Genomic DNA, 24,524 nt, shown 5'->3' on the forward strand with positions numbered 1-24,524 from the left:
AAGGAGGTGCCTTATGAAGATCAAACAGGTTGTTGCTTTGATCCTCGCTATTCTAGCTATTTCCTTTGTTTTTTCTACCGGCAAAGCAAGTGCTGCAGAATCGGCCAAGTTTGATAAGTTATATTGTGTTAATTTTGCCACTCTGGCAAATTATCCGTTAGATGCTCTATTATTTGGAGTTGGAAGAGGCGAGAAAGTCAATGTTCCTTTCCAGCTTTGCCTTGCCAAGAGCGGAAATACGGTGGTAGCCCTGGATTCTGGCTTCACCAACATGGAAATAGGTCAGAAATGGGGTGCTAAAGATTACGTTGATTATAAAACTGCCTTTGCAAAAACCGGCATTAAGCCCGAAGATGTTAATTACGTAACCATTGGACATGCTCACTGGGATCATGCCGGGGGTACTGGCGCTTTCCCCAATGCCAAGTTTATCATCCAAACCAGGGAATTGGAATTTGCAGCGGGCTCTATGACTCAAAATAAACAAGCTAAAGCAGGTTTTGAACCGGCCGACATCCTGAACCTGGTCAAATTGAACTGGGAAGGAAGAGTGATCCTGGTCGATGGAGATGTTCAAGATGTTATTCCCGGTCTAAGCGTCTATCTGACTCCAGGTCATACAGCCGGAACTCAAACTGTCTGCTTAGAAACGACCAAAGGAAGAGCCTGCTATACTTCGGATGCCGTTTATATGTACCGGAATATAAATGAAGACATTCCCCTTGGATTCGGTTTAAATTTGTATCAAATGGTTGAATCTTATAAGAAGATTCGTGCGGCAGTCGGTAACGGTTTACTCATTCCCGGTCATGAACCCCTCCTTTACTCTGAACCTGAGAAACATGGGTTCAAGAAAATTGACGATCGTACTATCGCAGTCGTTGAATAAGCAAGGGTCTTTTCGATAGAGAGCAATGGGTCCATGACCCCTTTTAGAAATTCGTCTCCCTTTAGTTTTGAGGGAGACGAATTTTTTTTCGAGTATATTTTTAAACCATGAAGGTCACAGAAATTATTCTTATTCTAACCCTGGGAACTGTAATGTCCTTTCCACTCCTTTTCGGATGTAATTCCGATAAAGCCGGAAAGCAAACTTCCGAAAAACAAAAAGGGTCCTCTCCCGGTGAACAAAAGGTTGACAAAACCGCTTCCCAGAATGTAAACTCGGTAAAGGAGTCGGATACTTCTCGTACGAATTTAACCGCCGAGCGGGAAAAATGGCTTGCTCAGGTTAAGGCACAATCCAAAGATCCTCAAGTTTATTTGCAGCTTGGGTTAAGTTATTACCAGGAAGCCCAGGCCTTAAACAATCCTAAAAGGGAAACTTTAGAAGAATTATACAAACAAGCTATTGAAAACTTAGAAATGGCTAAGTCCCTCTTTGAAGATAGGAAACAACCCCTTCAATTATATCAGGCATTATGGGAAAGCTATCGGAATTTAGCTTATCTTCCCGTTACTTTTAATCAAGGCACAGACCCCGATTATGGAGTGGTCCCTTTCAACATGAAAAACATGAAAAAGGCTATAGAGACTTACGAAGAAGCCAAAGCCAGGTATCCTTCGGACCCTGCTACTGCTCCAGAAACAGGAAACCGGCTTTCCACAGATCTGAAGAATCTAGAAGCTGTTTATCTGGCCAACGTCCAGAGACAATGGAACGAAATGAATGAATCGGGTTATCGTAAACCGGAGACCTATCAAGAGAAAGTGCATCGTTAAGACCTTTCTTTTAGAAGCATACCTGGAAGAAACGAGAGTTAAAAGGTTATGCCGTCTAAAAGTTTTTTTTCCAAAGTCGTTCCCCTTCTCATTTTAATTCTTTTATTTATCCTGGTGGTATTTACCTTAAAACCGCGGTCCATTTCCAGGGTTCCTGAAACAGGTGAAAAAGGAATTGCCTTGGTTGAAACGGCTCGGGTGGTAAGAGGAAACCTGGAACCTCTCTTCTCAGCCCTGGGAAGTATTGAACCGCGCCAGCAGGCCAGTGTCTTCTCCCTGGTAACCGGACAGTTAGACAAAGTTCTGGTTAATGTAGGGGATAAAGTGCAGGCTGGAGATGTGCTGGCGGTTATCAATTCCAGCGGAATCGAAGCAGAGCTCAAGCGAGTTGAAACAGAACTGGAACTTGCAAAAGCGGCTCCCATAACCGAATTAGATCCCTCGAAGGATGGTTTTTTACAGGCCCTTCGAATAAAACAACAGGTGGCACGGGAAGCCGAGTTACGTCAAAGGTTAAACGATTATACAATTCGGGCTCCCATTTCCGGCATGGTGGTAAAGAAAAACGTCCATGCTGGAGATACCGTGGCCGCTTTGGGGACTGTAGCTTCTCCTGAGCCACTTTTTGTAATTGAAGATATAGAATCGGTTTATGCTCGGGCTGGAATTCCGGAGAAATTTATTTCCCAGGTTCAGGTTGGAATGAAGGCAAAGGTTCGGGTAGGGGCCTATCCCCTGGAGAACTTTCCTTTGGCGATCTTTCAGGGACAACTGGCCCGTATCAGTCCCACCATCAATCCAGAAACCCGAACCCTGGATATCTGGGTAGAAATTCCCAATAAAGATGGTAAGCTCAGACCCGGTATGTCTTCCGAAGTGGGATTGGTGATCGAGCATTATAAAAATGTCCTTCTGGTTCCCAAGGAAGCTATTGTTAAATCAGAATTTCAAGCAACTGAAGCAACCATCGTGTATGTTATAGAAGATAAGGAAGCCATTGCTCAGGGAAAAAGTTCTCCGGTGGTAGCCCGAGGGGTTAATCTGGGGTTAAGCGATGGAGTCAACTATATGATTGAAGAAACAGGTAAGGCTGGAGCTCAAGAAAAAGAGACCAGTTGGTTAAAGGAAGGAGATCTTGTGGTCACTATCGGAGCTCCTACGCTCGTTGACGGACAATTGGTCCGGGCCATTCGGTAAGAACAAGATCCGGTCTGAAGTCTAAAGTCTGAAGTCCGATATCTGAACTTCAAACTTCGGATTTCAGACTCTCAAACGTTTTCCAGTGTATCTTTCGGATTTATCTATACGACAGCCTGTACTCACCACCATGGTGACTGCTGCCTTGATTGTCCTCGGCCTGGTTTCGCTTTCTCTGTTGAGCGTAGAGCGTTTTCCGGATGTTTTCCCTCCTGTGGTTTTGATTACCATTCAATATCCCGGCTCCAGTGCCGAGGAAATTGAAAACCTTATTACCAAGCCTGTGGAAGAAGCAGTAGCCCCCATTGGAGGGGTTACCAATATCCTCTCGACTTCCAATGAAGGAGTTGCCGAGGTGAAGGTTGAGTTTACCCTGGAAACCCCTAAAGATCAGGCGGCAAACCGGGTACGAGAGGCTCTTTCTGCCATCAGGCATATCCTGCCTCAAGGAATTGAGGAACCTAAAATTCAAAGATTCGATCCAGCTTTCCACCCTATGATGCTTTATGCCTTAATGGGAGAAAGCGATGATCGGACCGTTGATCAACTTTGGGTTCTTATTCATCGGTACATAAAACCCCAACTGGAAAGTATAGAAGGAGTGGCGGCGATAGATATCATGGGAGGATTGGAAAGGGAGATCCAAATCAACCTGGATCCCAACAAATTGGCCGTCCGAGGAATTCCGTTTCAGTTGGTTGTGGACCGGGTTAGGGAAGAAATGTCGGTTGTCCCAGGAGGACGGATTAAAGAGAGGAAGAAAGAACTGGTTTTGAGAACGCGGGGTGAGATAACCGATCTTGCGGAACTGGATAATATCATCTTAAAGTATGAGAAGGGATCTCCCATTTATCTGAGGGATGTGGGATATACGTACGATTACTACAAAGAGGTCCGCTTATTAACCCGTGTCAACCGAGACAAAGCGGTTGCCTTTGGAGTTCGAAGACAACAGGGGAGTAATGCCCTGACCGTAGCCCAACAGGTACGTACAAAATTGGCCGAACTCTCCAAAACCTTTCCCTCGGATGTTAAGGTCTTATTGATGCGGGACGATTCTTTAAGGATTGCCAGCTCTGTTCGGGATGTGTATTACAGTCTCTTGATCGGTACGGCCCTGGTGGTTCTTATTGTATTTCTTTTCATGCGGGATTGGCGAAGCACATTTATCGTCTCGCTAACCTTACCGACAGCCGTCATTGCAACCTTTACCTTTATGTATTTTCAGGGTTATAGTATTAATTTAATGACCCTGATGGGGTTATCCCTGGCTATAGGTCTCATTGTAGATGATGCCATTGTAGTCCGTGAAAATATCTTCCGGCATATGGAAATGGGGAAAAATCCTTTTCAAGCGGCCCGGGAAGGAACCGCCGAGGTGGGTCTGGCCGTTATGGCCTCCACCTTTACCATTGTTGCCGTATTTGTACCTGTTGTTTTCATGACCGGTACCGGGGGAAGGTTCTATAAAGAACTGGGAATAACGGTCATCGTTTCGGTTCTTTTATCCCTCTTTGTTGCTTTTACCCTGGATCCGATGCTTTCATCCCGTTTCATGAAAGTCATGGGGAAGAAGGGGGCAATAGGAGAATGGGAGAACGGGAGGGTGGAGGCACGTCCGTTCATCCATTCTCCCCCTCGCCCCTTTTATCTCTCTCTTTATGAACGTATTTTAAACTGGGCACTGGATAATCGGGGAAAGGTGCTTTATGGGGCCGGGGTTATGTTTTTGTTGAGTTTACTCTTAATTCCCTTCCTGGGAAGTGAATTCCTTCCCACTCCTGATAGTGGAGAATTCAGTATTTTGCTGGAATTACCCCTGGGGTCTACCATTAATCAAATGAATGATGTGGTCTACGATGTAGAAGAGTTTTTGGATGCAGACTGGAATAAGTCCTGTGTTCCCTGCCGGGATATCCAGGATATACTCTCCATTGTAGGATCTACCTCAGGGGTTGAGCGAACCGAAATTAAAGTTAAACTGAAACCACCCTCTGAGAGAAAAATGTCCCAAGACGAAATTATTACCCAACTTCGGAGAGATTTTCCTAAATTTCCCGGCCTGAGGGTTGCCTTTATTCCTGTCGGGGCTTTTGGAGAGGAAATCCAGGAATTTCCGATCCTGCTCCATCTTCGAGGTGAGAAGCTTGAAGTCCTGAGAAGTCTGGCCAATGATGTTTTTAAAGTATTGGCAACAACTCCAGGTACAGCAGATATTAAAATTCTGTCGGCCAGAGGACGGCAAGAATTTGAAATCAAGATCGATCAGAAAAAAGCGGCTGATTTCGGCCTTGGAGTGCGGGAAGTGGCCAACTTGATCCGCTCTATGGTAGAAGGAGTTGTCCCGGCTAAATTCCGGGAAGGTGGTTATACCCATGATATCCGGATTCACATACAGGAATCGGAGCGACGTTCAACCGAGGATCTGGGTAAATTAACTATTTTAACTCCTAAAGGAGAGAAAATCCAACTCCAGGACATTGCCACCTTTGGTTATTCATCCGGGGTGACCCGAATTGAGCGGCTCAATCGAACCCACCAGATCACCCTCGCCAGTCAAGTGGCTGAAGGCCGATCCCTGGGAGAAGTAGTTAACGATCTCAAGGCAAGACTAGCCCAGATAGATTTTCCGCCGGGTTATTCCTATACCTTTGGAAGCCAGGTACGACAAATGGTGGAATCCTTCCGCTCTTTGTACTTTGCCCTTTTCTTGTCGGTCATTTTTATTTATATGGTTTTGGCTTCACAATTCGGTTCCTTTATCCATCCCTTTACCATTATGCTTTCACTCCCTTTAGCCATTATCGGGGCCCTGTTGGCACTTTTCCTGGCAAGACAGACCCTTAACCTGATGTCCCTGATCGGAATGGTTCTCTTAATGGGACTGGTTACTAAAAATGCCATTTTGCTGATCGAATTTGCCATCTCGTTGAAAGAACAAGGTCTACCTCGACGAGAATCTGTCCTATCTGCAGCCTTAATCCGCTTTCGCCCCATCTTGATGACCTCTTTAACGACTATTTTTGGTATGATTCCTTTGGCCGTAGGACTGGGATCCGAGTTTGAAATCCGCCAACCTATGGCCATAGGTATTATCGGAGGAATGTTGAGTTCTACCTGCCTGACCCTGGTGGTTATACCGGTAGTTTACACTTTAATCGATGAAAAAATAGAAAAATGGTCCATGGTCCGCCGTCCGTTGTCCGTTGTCCGGGATCCTTTGTCCCTTTCGACAGACAATTGATGAGACGGTTGATTGAAGCCTTATGGAATATAAGTATCATAAAACTTTTATATGTGGCTTTTTAATTTCTTTGATCTTTTGTTGGATTGAAACTCCTCAACCAGTGCTGGCCAAACACTACGAAGGCTTTGAATTTGATACAGCTAAATGGACGGAAACCTTAATCCATGTGGATTATGATGGGAGAACCCTGGATACAGTCACTTCTAAAATTTGGATCAAAAATGGAGGTAAACTGGAGCGAATTGAAAAAGTTAGGGAAGTTACCTCCGCACCCAATCAACCCAAGGGGTTAAGTTTTATTATTATCCATGACCATGATAAGTATACCTCTACCAATACCTATAGCGATGGGACCATAAAATTGACCAAAACAGATTTGGAAGCGGAATCTGTACTTTATGATGAAAAATGGATAACCAAAAAGAACCTGCAAAAGGTGGGGACAGAAACCGTCGATGGAAAAGAGTGCGAGGTCTATACCTACGATTCAGAACATAATCTAGGGGGGTTAGTAACGATTCGGAGTAGTGTTAAAGAATGTCGATGGCGTGGGCTTTCTTTGAAAACGATCTCTCGTATGCTACCTCCTCCAGATGGCTCTGGAGATTCTTACATTACTATTCTCAAAGATGTAGAGGTGAATATTCCTATTCCTGATGATCTCTTTCAACTCCCCCCAGGTGCCCAGATAGAGGAAAAAGTTTTGCCTACTCTCAATCCACCCCCATTGAAAAAACAATGAAAGATGGCCTATGTGGAGGATTCTTAAACTTTTAACCACGCAGGGAAGAGCTAAGGTACCGGGGGGCTCTCTCTTCCTCTGCCTGCTCTTAGGTGTGATCATAGAGGTACTTTCGACTACCCCGTCTAAGAGCTTCGGCCATGATAGTTCCAACCCTCAAGCTCAAGCCTTTGAACTTGCCAAGGACTTTAACGGAAAGATGGATCCCCTACTCGCGGTAGGTTTAAGAATGGGTGAATATGCCATGAAAAAATTGGGAGTTAAAAAACATGAACTCAAGGTGATTGCCGAGCTTAATTTAGAACCCCCCCAATCTTACATCCTGGATGGTCTCCAGATTATCACAGGGGCTACCTTCGGTAACCGACAGATTGAAGTGCTACCTTCGGCTGAACCTAAAATTACCTTTATTAACCTCAATGATGGAGGAGGAAAAGTGACGCTTACGCTATCCAAAAACTTTAGTGAAAAACTAAATGGGTGGATGAAGGATTGGGGTGACGCGGAGATTGTTTCCTTGTATATTTATACCCTGCCGACTAATGAGGATATTTTTCAAGAAGTTCCTTAGGGGGTTGCTTCTCCGGGGAGTCGTGGATCAAACCAAAAGATGTCAGATCGGCCTTTAACTTTTCGGCTTTTCCTACCAACTCTCTATAACAGGCTTCTCGAGTCGAGCCACAGGCAAAAAGGGTGCAAACAGGTTCTCCTTTGTAGATAAGCTCCCCTTCCAGGGGAATATCCCGGATTCCCTTCTCAAACCAATCTCTTTGAATGGGGGGGACTTTCAAATCTTTTTCGGCAAAGAGAATAGCCTTACCCCAATATCCCTTCTCCAGATAGGTCATAAGATTAAAAGCCGGCAGGTAACCTTCCAAAGAATTCAGATGGGCCTCCACAATCGGCAGATGGTAGGCTTTTTCAATCAGCTCCATGGCTGCCGTGTAACGAGGGTTGACTTCTAAAAGATAGGGGACTCCATCTTTTAAGATAAAATCGATTCCATTAGCTCCCCGGAGTTTAAATTCCCGGGTTAAAAGGGTCGTAATTTCTGCCAGCTCTCCCAGGAGGTGAGGGCCTTCAGTTTCTCTCCAGACCTTTCCCAGGATGTTTCCACAGTACCTGAATCCCCGGCTACCAAATTCCTCAAGGCCGATAAGTTGTTCTGTTAAGCCGATCAATACACTATCTTGACCGTTAGCCAGGAACAGGGCAGAGCAAGGCAGACCCGGGATATACTCCTGGATAACCTGTCGAGCTTTTTTTTCTGGCGCGCTTATCTGGGTAATCCCAAACCCACCCCCGCTACAAATCGGTTTTTGTAAGAATATAGATTGCGAAAATCCAGGATCGCTCTGTTCAATCTTCCCTTTTCGATCTTCAAAATAGGTTTTGGGGTGGGGAATTTCGGTTCTTTCCAGAAAGGGGAAGAAAATCTTGGGATTACGAATTCGGGAGAGGGTTTTAGGGGAATTACCCAGCAGAATACTCTTACGCTGAAATTTCTTTAGGAGGGAGGGATAATTTTCCAGATTTGAGGTATAGATAACCGCCTGGAAAGATAAATACTGACTGGCAGAAAACAGATTCGAAGCCGTAAAGGGCCTGGAGAAGGTCCGTTTAAGGGAGTAATTCTCACAAAGTCCCTGCAAGTCGTAATCACCGAAGTAATCCAGGGAGAGAATCTTCCGGGCAGGAAGACTTTTCAAGGCGGATTCGACCATTGCCCGCGTGCTGACTCCAGTTAAAAGGATTCTCATGGAATTCGACTTAATCCCCATAGGTTGACTCAGATTTTAAGCTTATCCAGAATCTGAAGAGAAGGATCTCTTTTTATCCAATTTTTATCGTCTTCAAAGCTCCAACATAGTCCCTTCGATTCCCGGGATGAGCTGAAAGGTTAAATCAAAAGAGTTTTGGACACCCTGGATGAGGTAATCTAAAAGGAAATCTGTATGACTGGGGTCATGGTGGAAGGTAACAAGCCGTTTGACGCCTGTAACGGTAGCAAATTGGATGGTATGGGAAATGGCGCTGTGTCCCCATCCGATACGCTTAGAATACTCCTCCGGCGTATATTGTGCATCATGGATGAGAAGATCCACCCCTTCGGCCAGGCTAAATCCGGATATCCAATCCGGTTCTCCTGGAAATTCTTTCGCCCCGAGAGCTGGTTCATGATCCGGCAAGTAGGCGATTGAAGTAGAGCCTTCGGTAATCCGAAAACCCAAGGTCGGTCCGGGGTGACAAACGAGAGAGGCCATAATCTGAAATCCTCCAATCTGGAAACTGCCTAGAGAGATGTCATGAAGTGTAAGTTGGCAGGGTAAATCCCGTAGCCATACCGGAAAAAGGGGGGGTGAAAGGTATCGGGCCAGGCGGGCATGTAAATCCAAGGTTATGGAGGGAGGCCCCCAAATATGGACTTCTTGATCGGGCTGATCTAAGGGTTTGAAAAATCCCAATCCCTGGATATGATCCATATGAAGATGGGTCAGGAGAAGATCGATACGGGGTACTTCGGGTCCGATAGTGGCCCCCAGACGCCGGATGCCGGTCCCTGCATCCAGAACTAAGAGAGTCCCATCGGCTCCCCTTACCTCCACACAAGAAGTATTACCTCCGTAGCGGACAGTTTCAGGACCTGGAGCTGCCAGGGAGCCCCGGGTTCCCCACAGGGTGATTCTCATAAAGGGTTCTCTTCCTCCCAAAAGATTGCCACGGCACCTAGATGCCGATTTCCTTCTCCTTCCAGTGGAAATGCTGTCACTGCAATTCTTCTGAAAATTCCATCCAGACTTCGGATCCAGAATGAACGATGGTCTGCTCGATACTTCTGGAGAGCAATGCTCAGGGGGAGATCCTCGGGGGAAATAGGAGAACCATCTTCGGCCGTTGGAGTGAAAATGGTAGACCACTCCTCAAAAGGCATTTCACCGGTTTCATTATATCGATGGCCCAGAAGCCTTTCGGCGGATTCATTGTAAAAAAGCAGGTTTCCGACCGGATCTACCAGGAAGATCGACATGGCAAGATAACTTGAAAGCTGTCGCATGAGGATGACTTCTATACACCTGGAAACTTTGAGGTTTTCTACGTTTTGGGCAGCATTTACTACCTGCCTAGGTAGAGGATTTACCTCCCAGAAGATGGATACCGCACCCAGGTATCGACCCGCCATTCCCTTTAGGGGGAAGGCGGTAATCTTAATTTTTTTGAAGAGGTTGTTAAAGGTACGAATCCAATAGGCCCGATGGGTTGCCTGGTGCTTCTGAAGAGCGATTAGTAAGGGTCTGTCTTCCATGGGGAGGGGTGAGCCTTCCTCGGTAATTGCCGGAATCATAGAAGACCATTTTTGCAGAGATACTTCCCCGATTTCTTTGTATTGACAACCCAGCACTTCTTCAGCCGAACCATTGCAAAAAATTAAGGTTTCACCGGAATCTGCAATAAGGGTGGGTATGGCAAGATAACTCGCAAGTTGCCGCATTAGAATAATTTCAATATCTTTCTGGGGCATAAATCCCCTTTCCGCTCATGGAGGCTTTAGCTGGTCGGGTGGTTTAAGGATATGTTACTTTAAAGTAGAGACGTTGTTGGCAACGTCTCTACTTTTTATCCCCCAAAAAGTTTACCAAAAAAGCGGGTCAGTTTAGCTAACAAACCTGCGGGGGCCTCTGTTGGTTTGATTTCCTCGGGTTTTACTGGTTCAGCAGGCTTTGTTTGCTGAGGGGGACCGGCTTTTTCAGCAGATTTTGAGGGTTCTTGTTGGGTATCATCTAAGGCTGCTTTTTTAATGGGGGATTATCCCCCATCAAGCGAAGGGGTGTTTGGCCGTGTCCTTCTTGGCCAGTACTTCATCGATACTCGGTTCATTTTTCATGGCTCGGGCAATCGCTTGTTTGGTCGCCTCGTAATTATAATCGTAAATTTTCTTCTTATCCTTGGCATCCCAGTGAATAAATACCCCGACCACAATCACAATATCTTCGACCAATCCTTTAGGAATTACACCGGCTTCAACTGAATCGGCAACGGCTTTAGCCACTGCTGCCTGGGCCGGACCAAACATCAATACCGCTTGGTCTCCCCCCTTGATGGTAACCTTATTCACAATAACGGTCGCCGGTTTTGGTTGGAGGTTTGGGGTTAAGACGGCCAGAAGAGCGGTATGACCCATTCGCGGCGATACAAGGGTTTGGGCAAAGGCCTGACCTACTGGACCTGTTTTGGAACCTATCAGCAAATCTATATGGGCTACTTCATTTCCATCCCCAACTAGGGATTCACCGATACGCATATCCATAAGAAGTCCCTCCTTTTCTTTAATTAGACCAGACTGGTAAAGATCCAATAAAGGGCGCTCCTAAAATCTATACCAGCCCGGTAAGGGTTTACAAATTTGTAGGAAAAGCCCATCAGGCTACCTACACCAGGATCTGATGCGCCCATCAAAGATTCTCTTTTTTATAAGTAGAGACTCACTTTGCTGCTAAAGTCGTTTTTTCGCTGCCTCATAGGCAAATTGAAAATCAACAACCGTCATTTTCTCTGCCGTTCTTATCTTATCCAGCATGTCCATTTCCACCTTGTATTTTAAGTCTCCAATAACTAAGGCTCCGATGCCCAAGATGCCTGGAACAATCTCGGCTAAATCTTGATTAGAGGCAAGTCCCTCAATCCCTGACGGAGGTACGGCATTGACATCTGCCACGATTTTACCCGGTGGGAGCTTTTCCAGAATAGCTTTGGAAAGAACCTGAATACCGGCTTTAGCCGTTGAGAAGATAAGATGAGCCTCTTTAAGAATATCCAGTTTCTTCTCAGGAGTCCAGGCATAATCTCCCTCTACCGAGACCCCATATCGCTCCTTAAGGGTTTTGGCAATCGTCTCGGCAAATTCCGGACTTCGAGAAGGATCGGTCTCTACAATCTTCGTATGACAACCGTTTTTTGCACACAGCACAGCAGCTATACGACCGACCGGGCCGGTACCGCCCAGTATAGCCACATTCTTACCCGCTAAATTACCCATTTTGCAAACTTCAAGGGACTTTTCAACCTTGGCCAGCAAAGCAGAGGCTGTCGAATAAGCTCCTTTGGGATCAATCATGATGGAAACCTGGAAGGGTGGAAACATGTTTTTCTCCACGGCTTTCCAGATATCCTCTGCTAAATTGAGATCACTTCCTCCTATGAAAATACTTGAAAATTTAGTCCCCCCGACACCCCGAGAAAAAATAATATCTTGAGCCAAAAGCCCGCCGATTTGGGGAGTTACATGGGTATAGGGGATAACAATATCGAATCCCACATCATAGGCCATATTAATATCGAAGGGACTTGCATAATCATCAGTTGTAAACATATACAAAAGGTGTTTTCTTTCCATAGGTGAAAATTAGTCTCCCTTTTGAAATTCAAAGTTTAGCACATCCACCAGCTCCTTACGGGACTCGGTGAATAATCCCCATATCCTCATATCGGGAAGGATGAAATTTCAGGATAATCTGGATGTCAGAAATTAAATCTTAGAGAAAATTAAATAAAGAATCTCAAGCCCTGTCAAGATAATTTTTTGAATTTTTTACCCAGAGGATATACCCGTCCTGCCGAATTTGGCATATTTTAATAAAAGGGGTTACTTGAGGAGTTGCCTGCTCTCTATAGTATTCTAGCTATCTTGTTCCAGGGGAATAGTAGGGGGTATCAACCAACGGAGGACATAAACTTTCCATGAAACCTGTAAGAGATATTCAAGGAATGCGACCTAACGTTCCTATCAGCTTAAGTCGCGTCGGGGTGATAGGAGTCAAGAAAATTATTCCCATTAAGCATGATCGGGGAGCGGATCTTTTTTACTCGGAAATGGATTTGTATGCAGACCTGTCTCCTGAGCAAAAGGGTCTCCATATGTCCCGATTCAGTACCATCGTCAATGAGATCATCGATGAGGTGATACGATCGGCTTCCATGGATCTGGAATCCTTTGCAAAAACCGTTGCAGAGAGAATTAATCGAGAACAGAATACCCTGAAATCCGAAGTAGTCATTCGGGCTAAATATCCTAGAGACCGTCAAACTCCTGTATCTAACCAGGTTTCTCAGGAAATCTATTCTTTAATCAGTATTGCCGTAAGCACGAAGAACCGAACCCGGACCATTGTGGGTGGGGAAGCCCAGGGTATGACGGTATGTCCCTGTGCGCAGGAAATGGTCCGGGAACATTCCAGGAAAAAACTCTGGGAAGCCGGATTTACCGAAGAGGACATTGAAAAAATCTTAGCCACCGTACCGCTTTCCTCCCATAATCAACGAGGAGAAGGAACCCTGTTTGTCGGAACAGACCTGAAAATCAATGTGGACGATCTGGTAGATATTGTAGAAGCCTCCATGAGCTCTCAGATTTATCAACTTTTAAAAAGACCGGACGAATTCTTTATCGTACACAAAGCCCATACCCATCCCATGTTTGTAGAAGATGTAGTCCGAGAGATGCTTCGAGCGGTCCTGGTTAAATACCCGAACCTCTCCGATGAGAGTTTTCTCCTGGCCAGGCAGCGAAATTTTGAAACCATCCATAGCCATGACGTCTTTGCAGAACGATACGGTACGGTCAAAGAGATCCGCGAAGAACTCTTTCAGGGAAAGTATCTTACCCGACATACTACCCTGCGGAGCTGGTTGGAGGATTAAAAACCCGGTAGCACATCGGATCTGTTTTTCTTTCAAAACCATTATCCAAAGCAAAGAAAGGAACCAAAAAGTTCGCAACTTTTAAGCCTTTCGTAAGAGATTTTTACCGAATAGCTTCCAGATCCTCCCGGGTAATCCTCCCATTATGGAAAGCGGTAGCAATTAAAGCTCCTCTAACCCCCAGTTCCTTTAAGGAAATAAGGTCTTCTACTCCCCTGATCCCTCCTCCTACCAGGAGCGTGATATCGGGGTGTTCTCGAAGAATATCCTTGAGGAGCTCCCCGGCTATGCCGCTCTCTGTTCCAACTTTCGCCAACTCCAGGAAGATAAATTGCCCTATACCCATCGACTTAATTCGATGGATAAGCGAAACAGGATCCAAACTTCGAAGTTCCTCGGATTCAGAAAGGACTTTTCCCTCTTTCATATCAAGACTGAATAGGACCCGATCAGAAGGCACCTCTTTTAAAATAGAAGCAAGTTCCCATAAACCGCTTAACGTTTCAGAACCCACGATCAATTGATGAATTCCCAAACCCATTACCTGTAAAGCCGATTCCAGATTATTCACTCCCGCATCTACCATGATCTGACCGTCCGGCAGGTTCTGCACAATCTCTGACAAAATCTTATCAGGCTTTCTTTTCCTTTGAATGGCATCCAAATCGGCTATATAAAACCGGGAACATCCCAGTTTATCTTGAAAAGCCTTTAGTACGGCAAGAGGTTCTGCGCTATCCACCAAAATACTTTGAATTTTCTCATATCGGTCACGTTCTCCTTTTTTAGCATGGACCACGTAACCACCCTTGAGATCTATCACCGGAATGACTTGCATAACCGATTTACTCGTTTGTATATTTTTCGGTCTGTTATTCCTTGTATTCTATTCTCCAGGACCTGACGGCTTATAGGGGTAAAAAGAGAGTTAAATGGGTTTTCATCTTAACTCAGGACGTCTTCGAGTGTAACAGCGTTGAAATAAAAGTCAACCTTATTTTTAGAACCTTTCTGATTCTTTAATTGACAAGAACCGGGAAAGGACTTTAAATTTCATCCAAATGAAAATCTTTGTCCATGAATTTATAACAGGGGGTGGATTGATAGGGGAAGAGCTACCGGCCAGTCTTATGAGAGAGGGTGCCTGGATGTTGGAGGCGATTTTACAGGATTTTTTATTACTCCCCCAACATCAGATTTTCACATCCTATGATGAACGTTTGCGTCTGACATTACCGGTTCATCAAAAAGTTCCGGTAAAGAGGGATGGTTACCTGGAAACTTTTTTATCTTTGGTTCAAGCAACCGATGCCACCCTATTGATTGCACCGGAAACAGACGGGATCCTTGCAAAGCTAACCAGATGGGTAGAGAAAGAAGGTAAACTTTTATTGGGTTCTACGGCAGAGGGTATTGAATGGACCGGGGATAAGCTATCGACTTATAAACGATTCGAGGCCTTGGGGATACCCTTTCCTAAAACCCAGGAAGCCAATTTTGGGGAAAACCTTTTGGAAAAAGTCAAGGTCTTGGATCTTCCCCTCATTCTTAAACCTGTAGATGGGGCTGGCTGTTCCGGAGTATTCCTCCTGAGAAGGATCGAGGACATCCCATCGATCCTTGCCCAACTGGCCCAGGAAACCCGTCACAACCGGTTTCTTATCCAGGAGTACATTGCCGGTATTCATGCTAGTGTCTCCGTAATTTCCAACGGAATTCACGCCGTTCCACTTACATTGAATGCCCAGTTTATCGAGGAATCCCAGCGATTAATCTATAAAGGTGGATTGGTGCCACTTCCTCATCCTTTAAAGCAAGAAGTTTTTCGCCTGGTCCGGAGTTTACCCACCTGGATTAAAGGTCTTCAGGGTTATCTGGGCGTAGATCTGATTTTAACCGAAGATCGGCCCGTCTTCATCGAAATAAATCCGCGTTTAACCACCTCTTACGTGGGAATCCGGCAGGTACTCCCTTTCAATCTGGCTGAGGCCATTCTGCGTGCCGTTATGAAGAGAGAACTCCCTGAGGAGGTGGAGGTTAGAGGTCAGGTGAAATTTGCCTCATGATTACCGTAATAGGTTGGGACATTGGAGGGGTTAATACGAAAGGTGCCATTCTGAGATATGAGAAAGGACAAATAGTAGATTTTAAAGTAACCAGTCGGTATTTTGAAATATGGAAGGATTCAACGGCCCTTGCTTCCGTGCTTAAATCTATAGAACAGGAACTGATAGAAGGGAATTCCGAATCCCGGATTGCTATGGCTCTGACCATAACGGCAGAATTGTCCGATATTTTTAGGACCAAGCGGGAAGGGATTGAATTTATCTTAGATTGCATTCAAAATACCTTTACCGAAACATCCCTTTATGCTTTGGATATCGAAGGGCAGTTGATCAGCTTACAGGAGATTAAAGATCCTGTACGTCTGGCCGCAACGAATTGGCTGGCAACGGCTTTGTTCCTGGGTAAATGGTATAAGAACGGTTTACTGATAGATATCGGAAGTACCACAACGGATATCATCCCCCTGAGAGATGGAAAAGTAGCCGCGCAAGGTCGAACGGATATGAATCGGCTTATAACGGGGGAGCTGGTCTATACCGGGGTCCTGCGGACTCCGATTAGCTCGGTGGTTTCACAGGTTCCTGTAAGAGGCGAGTTTTGCCGTATTTCCCCGGAGTACTTCGCCATTTTGGGGGATGTTTATTTAATCCTTGGATATATTCAGGACTCCGATTATGTATGTGAAACCCCAGATAAACGTCCCAAAACCCGGCAATTTGCCGGAGAACGGTTAGCCCGAATCGTTTGTGCCGATGGAGAGATGCTGGGTGAAGAAGAGATTACCACACTAGCCCGTTATATCTACGAAAAACAAATCCAACAAATCACAGAGGCTTTGATGCAGGTTCTCTCCCGTTTCCCAGACGCCTACAACTTCCCGGTGATTACCTGTGGTCTAGGAGAGTTCCTTGCTAAAAAATGCTGTGAGCGATTGGGATTGAAAGTTGAAGGAGTTACAGAGATTTTAGGCTCTCAGGCCTCTCGGGTTGCCCCCTGTGTGGCTCTGGCTTATCTGTTGGCTGAAAAACTGGATCAGGCCGTCCGTTGTTCCTGACAGGACAATGGATGGGACAATAGATCAATGACTATAGATACGGTGATAAAAATAGGAGGAAGCCTCAGCGCCGGTGGGAATCTACATCCCCTCATGCAAACCGTTGCGACTCTGGCCCATGACCATAACCTTTTGGTCGTTCCGGGAGGAGGAGGATTTGCCGATACGATTCGCTATTACTATCGAAAATACCGTTTGAGTGAGATAACTTCTCATCATATGGCCATTTTAGCTATGGATCAATTTGGACTCCTTCTCCACGATATAACCCCCCACAGCCAAGCGGTTAGGACGATTTCCGAGGCCAGACAAGCTCTGGCCCATAAGCAATTACCCATTTTGCTCCCTTCTACACTCTTATTTAACCTGGATCCTTTACCCCATTCCTGGAGTGTTACCTCAGATTCCCTCGCAGCCTATATTACCCGAATCATAAAAGCGCGCAGGCTCATTTTAATAAAGGATGTCGATGGAATTCTCTCTTTGGACCATAACCTTCTTCGTACTTCAGAAGAAAAACAGATTTTACCTGTACTTTTACGGTCCGTATCCATCTCGGATCTTCATCAATATAAATGTGTAGATAGTTACTTTTCTAAGGCTTTAGAAGGCATCTCAGAATGCTGGATTCTCAACGGAAACCATCCGGAACGATTAACCCAGCTTTTAGAACAGGGTCAGGCCCTGGGAACACAAATACGATTTTAAAACCTTATGACAGCCATTGAAGTTAAAGATTTGGTAAAAAAATATGATTCCATTACCGCCGTAAACGGAATTTCTTTAGAAGTTAAACCAGGAGAGTTTTTTGGATTTCTGGGTCCTAACGGGGCAGGGAAAACAACGACCATCCATATCCTGTGCACGCTTCTTAAACCGACGAGCGGAAGTGCTAAAGTTAATGGATATGACTGTATCACGCAGGCTCTGCAGGTCCGTAGTTCCATCGGACTTGTATTTCAGGAAACTACCCTGGATCGAGAACTCAGTGTTTATGAAAACCTGCTTTTCAATTGTTATCTTTACAACTTAAAGAAAAAAGTTACAGAAGCCCGAATCGACGAAATCCTGGAAGTTTCCGGCTTAAAAGATCGCAAGCATCACTCCATCATGAAGCTTTCCGGCGGGATGCGCCGGAACCTGGATATAGCCAGAGGCATTCTACACCGTCCCAAGATCCTTTTCCTGGATGAACCGACCATTGGACTGGATCCTCAAGCCCGTATTCATATCTGGGATTTTATTAATAAACTCCGTAAGCAAGAAGCCATGACTGTCTTTCTCACCACACACTATATGGAAGAGGCCGAGAAGTGTGATAGAATCGGAATTATCGATCATGGTCGGTTGATAGCTTTGGGAACTCCTGCCGAGTTAAAGCGAATGATTAAAGGAGATGTTATTCATCTTCGGACAACTCGGGATCTTGAAGTTGAACAACTGATCCAAAAACAGTTCCAACTCAGTACCAAACGTACACCGGAAGGGATTTTTTTGGAAGTAGATTCCAGTGAAGCTTTTATTCCCCTTCTCTTTAAAACTTTTGGAGATCAAATTCAGGCTATCAATATCAACCGACCTTCCTTAAATGATGTATTTCTTCATTTAACGGGAAGGGAGTTTAAGTAAACTAAAGTGTCTTTTAAGCACCTGAGGGGGATTTCGTTTCCATATCTTATGTTGGTGGTAAGTTTAAGTAAACTAAAGTGTCTTTTAAGCACCTGAGGTGGCAAAAGTCTCTACCTTGCTGTTTTTAAATATTTATCTTGAAGGATCGTGAAGAGTGTATAAGGAAGTATAGGAGTAGAGGGGTAAATTCTCCTCACTTCCATACTCTTATACTCCCATACTTCTCTACTTCCACACCTCCACTATGTTGGCTTTTAAACCTATTTATATTATAATGGTTCGGGAATTTAAGCGGTTTTTTCGTCAGAAAGGACGATTTTTCAGCGCATTGGCCCGACCTTTGATATGGCTTTTTGTGATTGGATCAGGCCTTGCCCAAATCGTCCAGGCACCTGACGGATTTTCTTATAAACAGTTTATTTTTCCCGGAATTCTAGGCATGGTTGTCCTTTTTCAGTCCATGCTTTCTTCTTTATCCACTGTGTACGATAGGGAATTTGGAATTGTCCGTCTATTGCTTGTCGCTCCGATCACAAAATTAACGGTTGTCATTGGAAAAATAGCCAGTGGTTCCTTTTTGGCTACTACCCAGGGGGTTATTTTATTGATTCTGGCCCCTTTTTTAGGGATTAAGATTGGATTTGTGCAGTTCCTCAGCATGTTAATCTTTCTCATCCTCACGGCCATCGCAATCAGTTCTCTGGGAATGCTGATAGCGACCCAGATGAACTCCCTGGAGAATTTTGCTGGAGTCATGAATTTTGTTATTTTCCCTATGTTTTTTCTGAGCGGTGGGCTCTATCCGGTAAAACTCCTTCCTAGGGTCCTTCAAGTCATTGTGTATATCAATCCCCTTACCTATGGAATTGACCTCTTCAAACATACGTTACTTCCTGAGATTTACCGTACCGGAAGAGGTACCGATTTTCCGATGGAATTTGATATTTTTATGCTGTTACTCTTTACCACGGTCATGGCCTCCCTGGCCGTAGCGTTCTTCAATAGGGAAGGAAAATTGGTTTTATTGGGGCGGAGACCGAGGGGATAAGAGGATAGAAAAGGCAAAGAAAGATCTTAAGGTGTTCAGCCTGTCATCGAACTATAGACAGTTTTGGCCGGGAGTTGTTTAAGCTCTACTGGAGTTAAGGGATAAGACTCTTGGGAAGGGGGAAGAAAGTCTATTAATGTTCCCCAGTTATTGCAAAAATGACAGTAATCTCGCCACGTATCATACAAAGCCTTACATACCTCGCATTCAAAATGAATCAGCCTGGAGTCTGTAAGTTTCATGGCGGTTTGATAGGCTTCAAGGGCGGCTTCGGTTTTAGAAGAGCGCTGATAGAGAGTTGCCAAAAGGTAATATATCTGAGGGATCTCAGGATTTTTAGCCTGTAGATCTAGAAGTTTTTCTTCGGCCTGTTCTCGCATTTCCAATCTCAAATAAAGTCTGGCCAGTGCTAATTTAAGCTGGGGTAGATCTTGCTTGGTTAAAAGATCTTGATAGAGGGCAATCGCTTGCTGGGGCTTACCTTGCTGGTAATAATAATCTTCTATTTTCTTTAAAACCACAGTAGATAGGGTATTCTCCAGACTTTTTTCCCAGATCTTGCGGGCATTTTTCTGCTGATCTTCGCTCAGGTAGAGGTCTGTAAGCGCCAAAATTGCCGGCACAAAGTTGGACATAACCTCTAAGCTACTCTCCAGAGAGGATCGGGCTTTTTCTTTCTCCCCCTGATCCCTTTGCCGTAAGCCCAGCCTATAATAAAGAGAAGCTAACAGACGTTGATCTGCTTTGGACCGACTCCGTATCCGTGTAAAGGTTTCAATGGCTTCTTCATAAAGTCCTGCTTTCTCCTGTAATTCCAGAAGTTTACTTATAACTGCGGGGGCATAATAATTTATCTCCAGAACCTTTCGATAAGTTTTAATAGCCTCTATGAAATTACCCAGCAACGTCCAATCTTCGGCAGCACCCAGGAGTGCAGAAATGTTTTCGGGATCTTTAGAGAGTACGAAACTATCATGTTCCAGGGCACTTTTATAATCCTGTTTTTGTCGATAAACCTCTGCCAACTCCAGATGAAGCTCCGGTTCATCGGGCATCCTCTTAAGAATTTTTTGATAGTCCGCAATTGCCTTATCATACTCTCCCATTAAACTGCTGGCTTTGGCTCGGGCTCGAAGCGTTAAGATGGTCTGCTCTCGACTTTCAGCACGTTTTCGTTTCAGATAAGGATATAAAGCCAGAAGTGCAGCTCCCAGGGAGAGAAGAAAGGCTGCAAGGACACCAAAAAAGAAGGACATTAACACTACCACCGCAACTGAAACCTCCCCTGTTCGCCACTCCTTGTCCAAAAGAAACGGAATATGAAGATGGTAGCGCAGCTCTAGAGTACCTGGATTTTGAAAAGTAAAAATGCCTACCAAGATACAGGCGATAAGGAACATCAAAACGGTTGGAATGATAACAGCCATTGCAGGCAAACGTTTCATAATCAGGCAGTTCTTTTTACGATTGTTCTGGTTTCTTGGTTGGGGTCCCAGTGGGTTTTTCTTCAGGGCCGGGGACCGATTGGGTTTCAGGTTTTACAGGTGGCGTATTGTTTACGTTTCCGAGCTTATCCAGGATGTCGCTTAAAAGCTTGGCAACAGAAGGAGTCGGATTTTGAAGTTGAACCGCTATATCCTGCAGAGATTGCTGAAGTTTTTGAATACTGAGCTTTTGATCTCCTGCCAAAGTTTCTGAAATTTTAGATAATCGATTCCTGGCTTTCTCAATTTCGCCGGCTGCTTTCGCATAATCCCCATCCCTCAAAATAGCCATATGGGCATGTTCTATAAAACTATAAACTCCCTGAAGCTGGATAAGCGCATTTATCTGATTCACCCGTGCTTCCGTAAGCTTTATTTGTTGATCAATCTGAGATTTTGCCGATTGAATCTCATCGCTTAAAGCCTTAGATACTAACTTAACATTCTTGTCTGTATCTTGTTGGATTTTGGTTAAGTTTTGTTCGGTTTCCAACAGCTTACCTTGTAAAATCTCAATTAAAGCAGAATGTCTCATGACTTCCGATTTATAAGAAAAAGCTACGACCAGGGAGAAGAGGCTTATAATAACCGAAATAAGGGTGAGACCCTTCCAAAACAATTGGGAGGAATATCTTGTATTTTGCTTAATCCCTTGGGAGATATTTTCTGGAATTGTCATGCTCTTGAACAAAGGGTAAACTAGTCTTTTGAACACTCAGCTTTATTTAAGCTCCAGGCTCAACTTACTAATTTCCCGATCCTGTTCCGCAAGTTCTTCAATCAAGCTTTTAAGTGAAGGATCCAGGGAAGCATCCGATACTCTGTTTACAGCCGCATTAAAAACGAGCTTACCTAATTCCTTAAACTTTTTTAATCTGGTCCTTCTCAGATGGGCAAGACGTACTTTTATTGAAATTCTTCGGGTAAAATCACCGATATACCTTCTTATTTCTGAAATCCAATCTTTTACCACAGATGGAGTAAGGGGTATGGGAGTGTGGGGGTATGGAAGTAGGGGGGTATTAAAAATTTCTCCCACACTTTTCTACTCCCACACTCCCATACTTCTCACTCCTACCCTCCCATCCTGACACTCCGCTACTTCTCTATATCGGTTATACAAGTACCCATAAAATACCCATGGAATGAACAGTAATATCTAATTTCTCGGGCTTTATTTGAATACTCTCGGTCAACTTCAAATATTCTTTAAACCTCTCTTCAATGGCTACAACTTCCTGCTCTAATTCGAAGTTGAGGTCATAAAGCTGTTGTCTCAGTTCATCAAATGGGTCCAGTTTATCTGGCCTATTTTTCACTTTGTTCAGATTATCATGATCTTTCCCACTTTGAACTATCTCATCCACGGATCTCCTTCCCTGTAAGAAGGCCAAGACAGGTTCCCCGGCGGTCAAGAGCACTTCACGTTTTCTGGCTGTATACTCCATCTCATCGGATATAAGCACATCTTTCTCACTCATGAATCTCTTTTCTATTTGGTCAAAGCGTCTTTGGTAAACATTTCGGAGATTTTCAATGGCATCTTGAATTTTCTCATCAATAATCCCTTCACATTTAAGCTGAAACTCCTCCAGAGATTCTTTTAAGCCAGAGTAAATTTGTAGTCCAGGGTTATAATATATAACCAAAAAATAGTCCCTGTAAAGATGTTCTTTAAGCTCTTTCTCAAGCTCCGTGAAATCATTCATTTTACTTAAAGCACTGGGAAGTCTATCGTGAAGGGCATCCTCCTCAGGGGTAGCCTGTAAATCTGCTTTAGAGATCTGGAAGGAACTCCGGCTCCAGTCTACAAAGGGATAAAAATCCATGAATGGAGCGGCGAGATGGAACTCCTTAGACACATGAATATTGGCGCGTTTATAATCAAAATTAATCTCAACTCTGGCATAAATAGCAGGTTTATAAAGCTTTTTCCCCTTAGCTCCTTCTCGCCAGTCATCAAAAGACTTTAAGAATTTATCTGCTTCTTCTTTCAACAGAGCAGAACTTTTTAAATAAAGCTGATCCCCTGTTAACAAAGTTGAAAGCAAATGTTGAGATCTACCCTGCTTATGCATTGTAATAAAACTCACTTTAAGAGCAGATTATCCATAGGTTAAAAACCTATATTAACTTTAATGTGTAAAGCTCAGAGTTATTTTTCAAAATAACAACCCTATCATAAAAGGAAATATTTTGCCTTGTCAATAATAAAGTTGTAAGACGTAACTGTAACAATTTAGTAGATGTCACTTTTTCTGTCTGAATACCCCCCCCCGCTAGCCTCCCTCCAGGGGGGCCAGCGGGGGGGTGTTTCTTTTTCCATCTACTAAATTGATATGAATACTTTCAAGACTAACTGAAAGGCGTAAGGAAGGAAGTAGTCCTTGATGAGTTCTCTCTACCTGTGACTTTTCATCAAAGAGTACTTCATCTTATGATTCTACAGGAATGATATCTAAAAAAGCGATGGAAATATCTCCCTTTATTGTTATGGAAGTTCTAGAAAGGGCCCATGAGATAGAAAAGCAGGAAAAAGGTTCGGTCATTCACCTGGAGGTTGGGGAGCCTGATTTTAACACCCCTTCCTGCATTATCGAAGCTGCCGTAGAAGCCCTTCGACAGGGAGATACCCACTACACCCATAGCATGGGGCTTCTAGAACTTCGAGAAGCCATTGCCCGGCATTATCAGGAAAAGTATCAAGTTTGTATTTCACCGGACCAGATTATTGTAACTTCAGGAACGTCCCCGGCTCTATTTCTCATTTTTGCTTCCCTCCTTGAACCTGGGGATGAAGTTATTTTATCTAATCCTTGCTATGCCTGTTATCCCAATTTTATAACCCTGCTAGGTGGAGTTCCCTGCTATGTGGAGGTTGAAGAAAAAGAAGGGTTCCAATATACGCCGGAGAAAATTAACGAAAAACTCTCCAAACGGACCAAGGCTATTTTACTTAACTCTCCCTCAAATCCTACCGGCAACCTGTTATCTGCAGAAACCATGCAACGTATCGCTTGTTTTTCGCCTTTTATTATTTCAGATGAAATTTACCATGGTCTGGTTTATGAAGGAAGGGAACATTCTATCTTAGAATTTACCCGTCGTGCTTTTGTTTTAAACGGATTTTCCAAGCTATACGCTATGACAGGATGGCGTTTAGGTTATGTAATAGCTCCCCCGGAATTTGTTCGTCCCATGCAGAAAATTCAGCAGAACTTTTTTATCTCTGCCAGTTCCTTTGCTCAACGGGGTGGAATTGCAGCTTTAACTCTTCCTCAGGTTAAAGAAGAAGTTCAGAGGATGGTCGATCTCTACAATATAAGAAGAAAACTCATGCTAAGAAAATTACGAGAGGGTGGATTTGAAATTACCGTGGACCCTACCGGTGCCTTTTATGTATTTGCCCGCGCCGATAGGTTTGGAAAGGATTCCTATAAACTGGCCTTTGATATTTTAGAAAATGCCCATGTGGCCGTTACCCCTGGAATTGATTTCGGAAAAAAAGGAGAAGGATATCTGCGATTTTCCTATGCTAACTCCATAGAGAACATCGAAGAAGGTCTTCGAAGAATAAATCAGTATCTTCATCAAAGAATCCCCCTGGGTTAGTTAAAGAATGTCAAAATTTTTTCTTG

The 24,524-nt window shown here is 44.2% G+C and carries 23 protein-coding genes; 13 read left to right on the forward strand and 10 right to left on the reverse strand.

Annotated elements, in window-relative coordinates:
* Positions 1–13: 13 nt before the first annotated feature.
* From VNM22_17100 to VNM22_17125, 6 genes are all read left to right on the forward strand, one after another.
* Positions 14–889, forward strand: coding sequence for an N-acyl homoserine lactonase family protein (locus VNM22_17100; GenBank protein ID HWP48875.1), 876 nt, complete (start codon positions 14–16; stop codon positions 887–889).
* A gap of 107 nt (positions 890–996) precedes the next feature.
* Complete coding sequence (locus VNM22_17105; protein HWP48876.1) at positions 997–1,722, forward strand: hypothetical protein; 726 nt, start codon at positions 997–999, stop codon at positions 1,720–1,722.
* Positions 1,723–1,770: 48 nt separating this feature from the next.
* A complete protein-coding gene (locus VNM22_17110; GenBank protein HWP48877.1) occupies positions 1,771–2,919 on the forward strand; it encodes an efflux RND transporter periplasmic adaptor subunit in 1,149 nt (382 codons plus the stop codon).
* A gap of 85 nt (positions 2,920–3,004) precedes the next feature.
* The gene (locus VNM22_17115) at positions 3,005–6,163 is read left to right on the forward strand and encodes an efflux RND transporter permease subunit (GenBank protein ID HWP48878.1); all 3,159 of its coding nucleotides are present in this window, start codon (positions 3,005–3,007) and stop codon (positions 6,161–6,163) included.
* A 22-nt stretch (positions 6,164–6,185) separates the two neighbouring features.
* Complete coding sequence (locus VNM22_17120; protein ID HWP48879.1) at positions 6,186–6,908, forward strand: hypothetical protein; 723 nt, start codon at positions 6,186–6,188, stop codon at positions 6,906–6,908.
* Positions 6,909–6,918: 10 nt separating this feature from the next.
* A complete protein-coding gene (locus VNM22_17125) occupies positions 6,919–7,479 on the forward strand; it encodes a formylmethanofuran dehydrogenase subunit E family protein (protein ID HWP48880.1) in 561 nt (186 codons plus the stop codon).
* Here the strand turns inward: VNM22_17125 and VNM22_17130 are convergent.
* The 5 genes from VNM22_17130 to VNM22_17150 all read right to left on the reverse strand — a co-directional run bounded on the left by VNM22_17130 (position 7,448) and on the right by VNM22_17150 (position 12,300).
* On the reverse strand, positions 7,448–8,668 hold the full coding sequence (locus tag VNM22_17130) for an ATP-grasp domain-containing protein (GenBank protein ID HWP48881.1): 1,221 nt from the start codon (positions 8,666–8,668) through the stop codon (positions 7,448–7,450). The two genes, VNM22_17125 and VNM22_17130, sit on opposite strands and share 32 nt — an antisense overlap.
* Before the next feature lie 93 nt (positions 8,669–8,761).
* Positions 8,762–9,598: an MBL fold metallo-hydrolase gene (locus VNM22_17135; GenBank protein HWP48882.1), complete on the reverse strand. Its 837-nt coding sequence runs from the start codon at positions 9,596–9,598 to the stop codon at positions 8,762–8,764.
* Positions 9,595–10,428, reverse strand: coding sequence for a PAS domain-containing protein (locus tag VNM22_17140; GenBank protein ID HWP48883.1), 834 nt, complete (start codon positions 10,426–10,428; stop codon positions 9,595–9,597). The genes VNM22_17135 and VNM22_17140 overlap by 4 nt, the downstream gene beginning before the upstream one ends.
* Positions 10,429–10,722: 294 nt before the next feature.
* On the reverse strand, positions 10,723–11,214 hold the full coding sequence (gene fae, locus VNM22_17145) for a formaldehyde-activating enzyme (GenBank protein HWP48884.1): 492 nt from the start codon (positions 11,212–11,214) through the stop codon (positions 10,723–10,725).
* A 186-nt stretch (positions 11,215–11,400) separates the two neighbouring features.
* The gene (locus VNM22_17150) at positions 11,401–12,300 is read right to left on the reverse strand and encodes an NAD(P)-dependent methylenetetrahydromethanopterin dehydrogenase (protein ID HWP48885.1); all 900 of its coding nucleotides are present in this window, start codon (positions 12,298–12,300) and stop codon (positions 11,401–11,403) included.
* A 344-nt stretch (positions 12,301–12,644) separates the two neighbouring features.
* Between VNM22_17150 and mptA the strand changes: the two genes are divergently transcribed.
* A complete protein-coding gene (gene mptA, locus VNM22_17155) occupies positions 12,645–13,604 on the forward strand; it encodes a GTP cyclohydrolase MptA (GenBank protein ID HWP48886.1) in 960 nt (319 codons plus the stop codon).
* Between the two features lie 103 nt (positions 13,605–13,707).
* On the opposite strand, the gene VNM22_17160 is transcribed toward mptA, so the two are convergent.
* On the reverse strand, positions 13,708–14,442 hold the full coding sequence (locus VNM22_17160) for a HisA/HisF-related TIM barrel protein (protein HWP48887.1): 735 nt from the start codon (positions 14,440–14,442) through the stop codon (positions 13,708–13,710).
* 223 nt (positions 14,443–14,665) lie between these two features.
* On the opposite strand from VNM22_17160, the gene VNM22_17165 reads away from it, so the two are divergent.
* From VNM22_17165 to VNM22_17185, 5 genes are all read left to right on the forward strand, one after another.
* Complete coding sequence (locus VNM22_17165) at positions 14,666–15,670, forward strand: ATP-grasp domain-containing protein (protein ID HWP48888.1); 1,005 nt, start codon at positions 14,666–14,668, stop codon at positions 15,668–15,670.
* Positions 15,667–16,725: a hydantoinase/oxoprolinase family protein gene (locus VNM22_17170; GenBank protein HWP48889.1), complete on the forward strand. Its 1,059-nt coding sequence runs from the start codon at positions 15,667–15,669 to the stop codon at positions 16,723–16,725. The genes VNM22_17165 and VNM22_17170 overlap by 4 nt, the downstream gene beginning before the upstream one ends.
* A 27-nt stretch (positions 16,726–16,752) precedes the next feature.
* Positions 16,753–17,433 carry a hypothetical protein gene (locus VNM22_17175; GenBank protein ID HWP48890.1) on the forward strand — a complete coding sequence of 227 codons (681 nt, stop codon included), beginning with the start codon at positions 16,753–16,755 and terminating at the stop codon, positions 17,431–17,433.
* Between the two features lie 6 nt (positions 17,434–17,439).
* Positions 17,440–18,354 carry an ATP-binding cassette domain-containing protein gene (locus VNM22_17180; GenBank protein ID HWP48891.1) on the forward strand — a complete coding sequence of 305 codons (915 nt, stop codon included), beginning with the start codon at positions 17,440–17,442 and terminating at the stop codon, positions 18,352–18,354.
* Between the two features lie 244 nt (positions 18,355–18,598).
* The gene (locus tag VNM22_17185) at positions 18,599–19,402 is read left to right on the forward strand and encodes an ABC transporter permease (GenBank protein HWP48892.1); all 804 of its coding nucleotides are present in this window, start codon (positions 18,599–18,601) and stop codon (positions 19,400–19,402) included.
* A 35-nt stretch (positions 19,403–19,437) separates the two neighbouring features.
* Here the strand turns inward: VNM22_17185 and VNM22_17190 are convergent, their stop codons facing one another.
* The 4 genes from VNM22_17190 to VNM22_17205 all read right to left on the reverse strand — a co-directional run bounded on the left by VNM22_17190 (position 19,438) and on the right by VNM22_17205 (position 22,979).
* Entirely contained in the window at positions 19,438–20,847 is a 1,410-nt protein-coding gene (locus VNM22_17190; GenBank protein HWP48893.1) for a tetratricopeptide repeat protein, read from the reverse strand.
* Positions 20,848–20,863: 16 nt separating this feature from the next.
* The gene (locus tag VNM22_17195) at positions 20,864–21,565 is read right to left on the reverse strand and encodes a hypothetical protein (GenBank protein HWP48894.1); all 702 of its coding nucleotides are present in this window, start codon (positions 21,563–21,565) and stop codon (positions 20,864–20,866) included.
* A 42-nt stretch (positions 21,566–21,607) separates the two neighbouring features.
* The gene (locus VNM22_17200; GenBank protein ID HWP48895.1) at positions 21,608–21,925 is read right to left on the reverse strand and encodes a hypothetical protein; all 318 of its coding nucleotides are present in this window, start codon (positions 21,923–21,925) and stop codon (positions 21,608–21,610) included.
* 76 nt (positions 21,926–22,001) lie between these two features.
* Positions 22,002–22,979, reverse strand: a complete 978-nt coding sequence (locus VNM22_17205; GenBank protein ID HWP48896.1) for a hypothetical protein — start codon at positions 22,977–22,979, stop codon at positions 22,002–22,004.
* A 358-nt stretch (positions 22,980–23,337) separates the two neighbouring features.
* On the opposite strand from VNM22_17205, the gene VNM22_17210 reads away from it, so the two are divergent.
* A complete protein-coding gene (locus VNM22_17210) occupies positions 23,338–24,498 on the forward strand; it encodes a pyridoxal phosphate-dependent aminotransferase (GenBank protein HWP48897.1) in 1,161 nt (386 codons plus the stop codon).
* Positions 24,499–24,524 lie beyond the last annotated feature (26 nt).

This window comes from Candidatus Limnocylindrales bacterium (assembly GCA_035559535.1).
Lineage (GTDB): Bacteria > Moduliflexota > Moduliflexia > Moduliflexales > JAUQPW01 > JAUQPW01.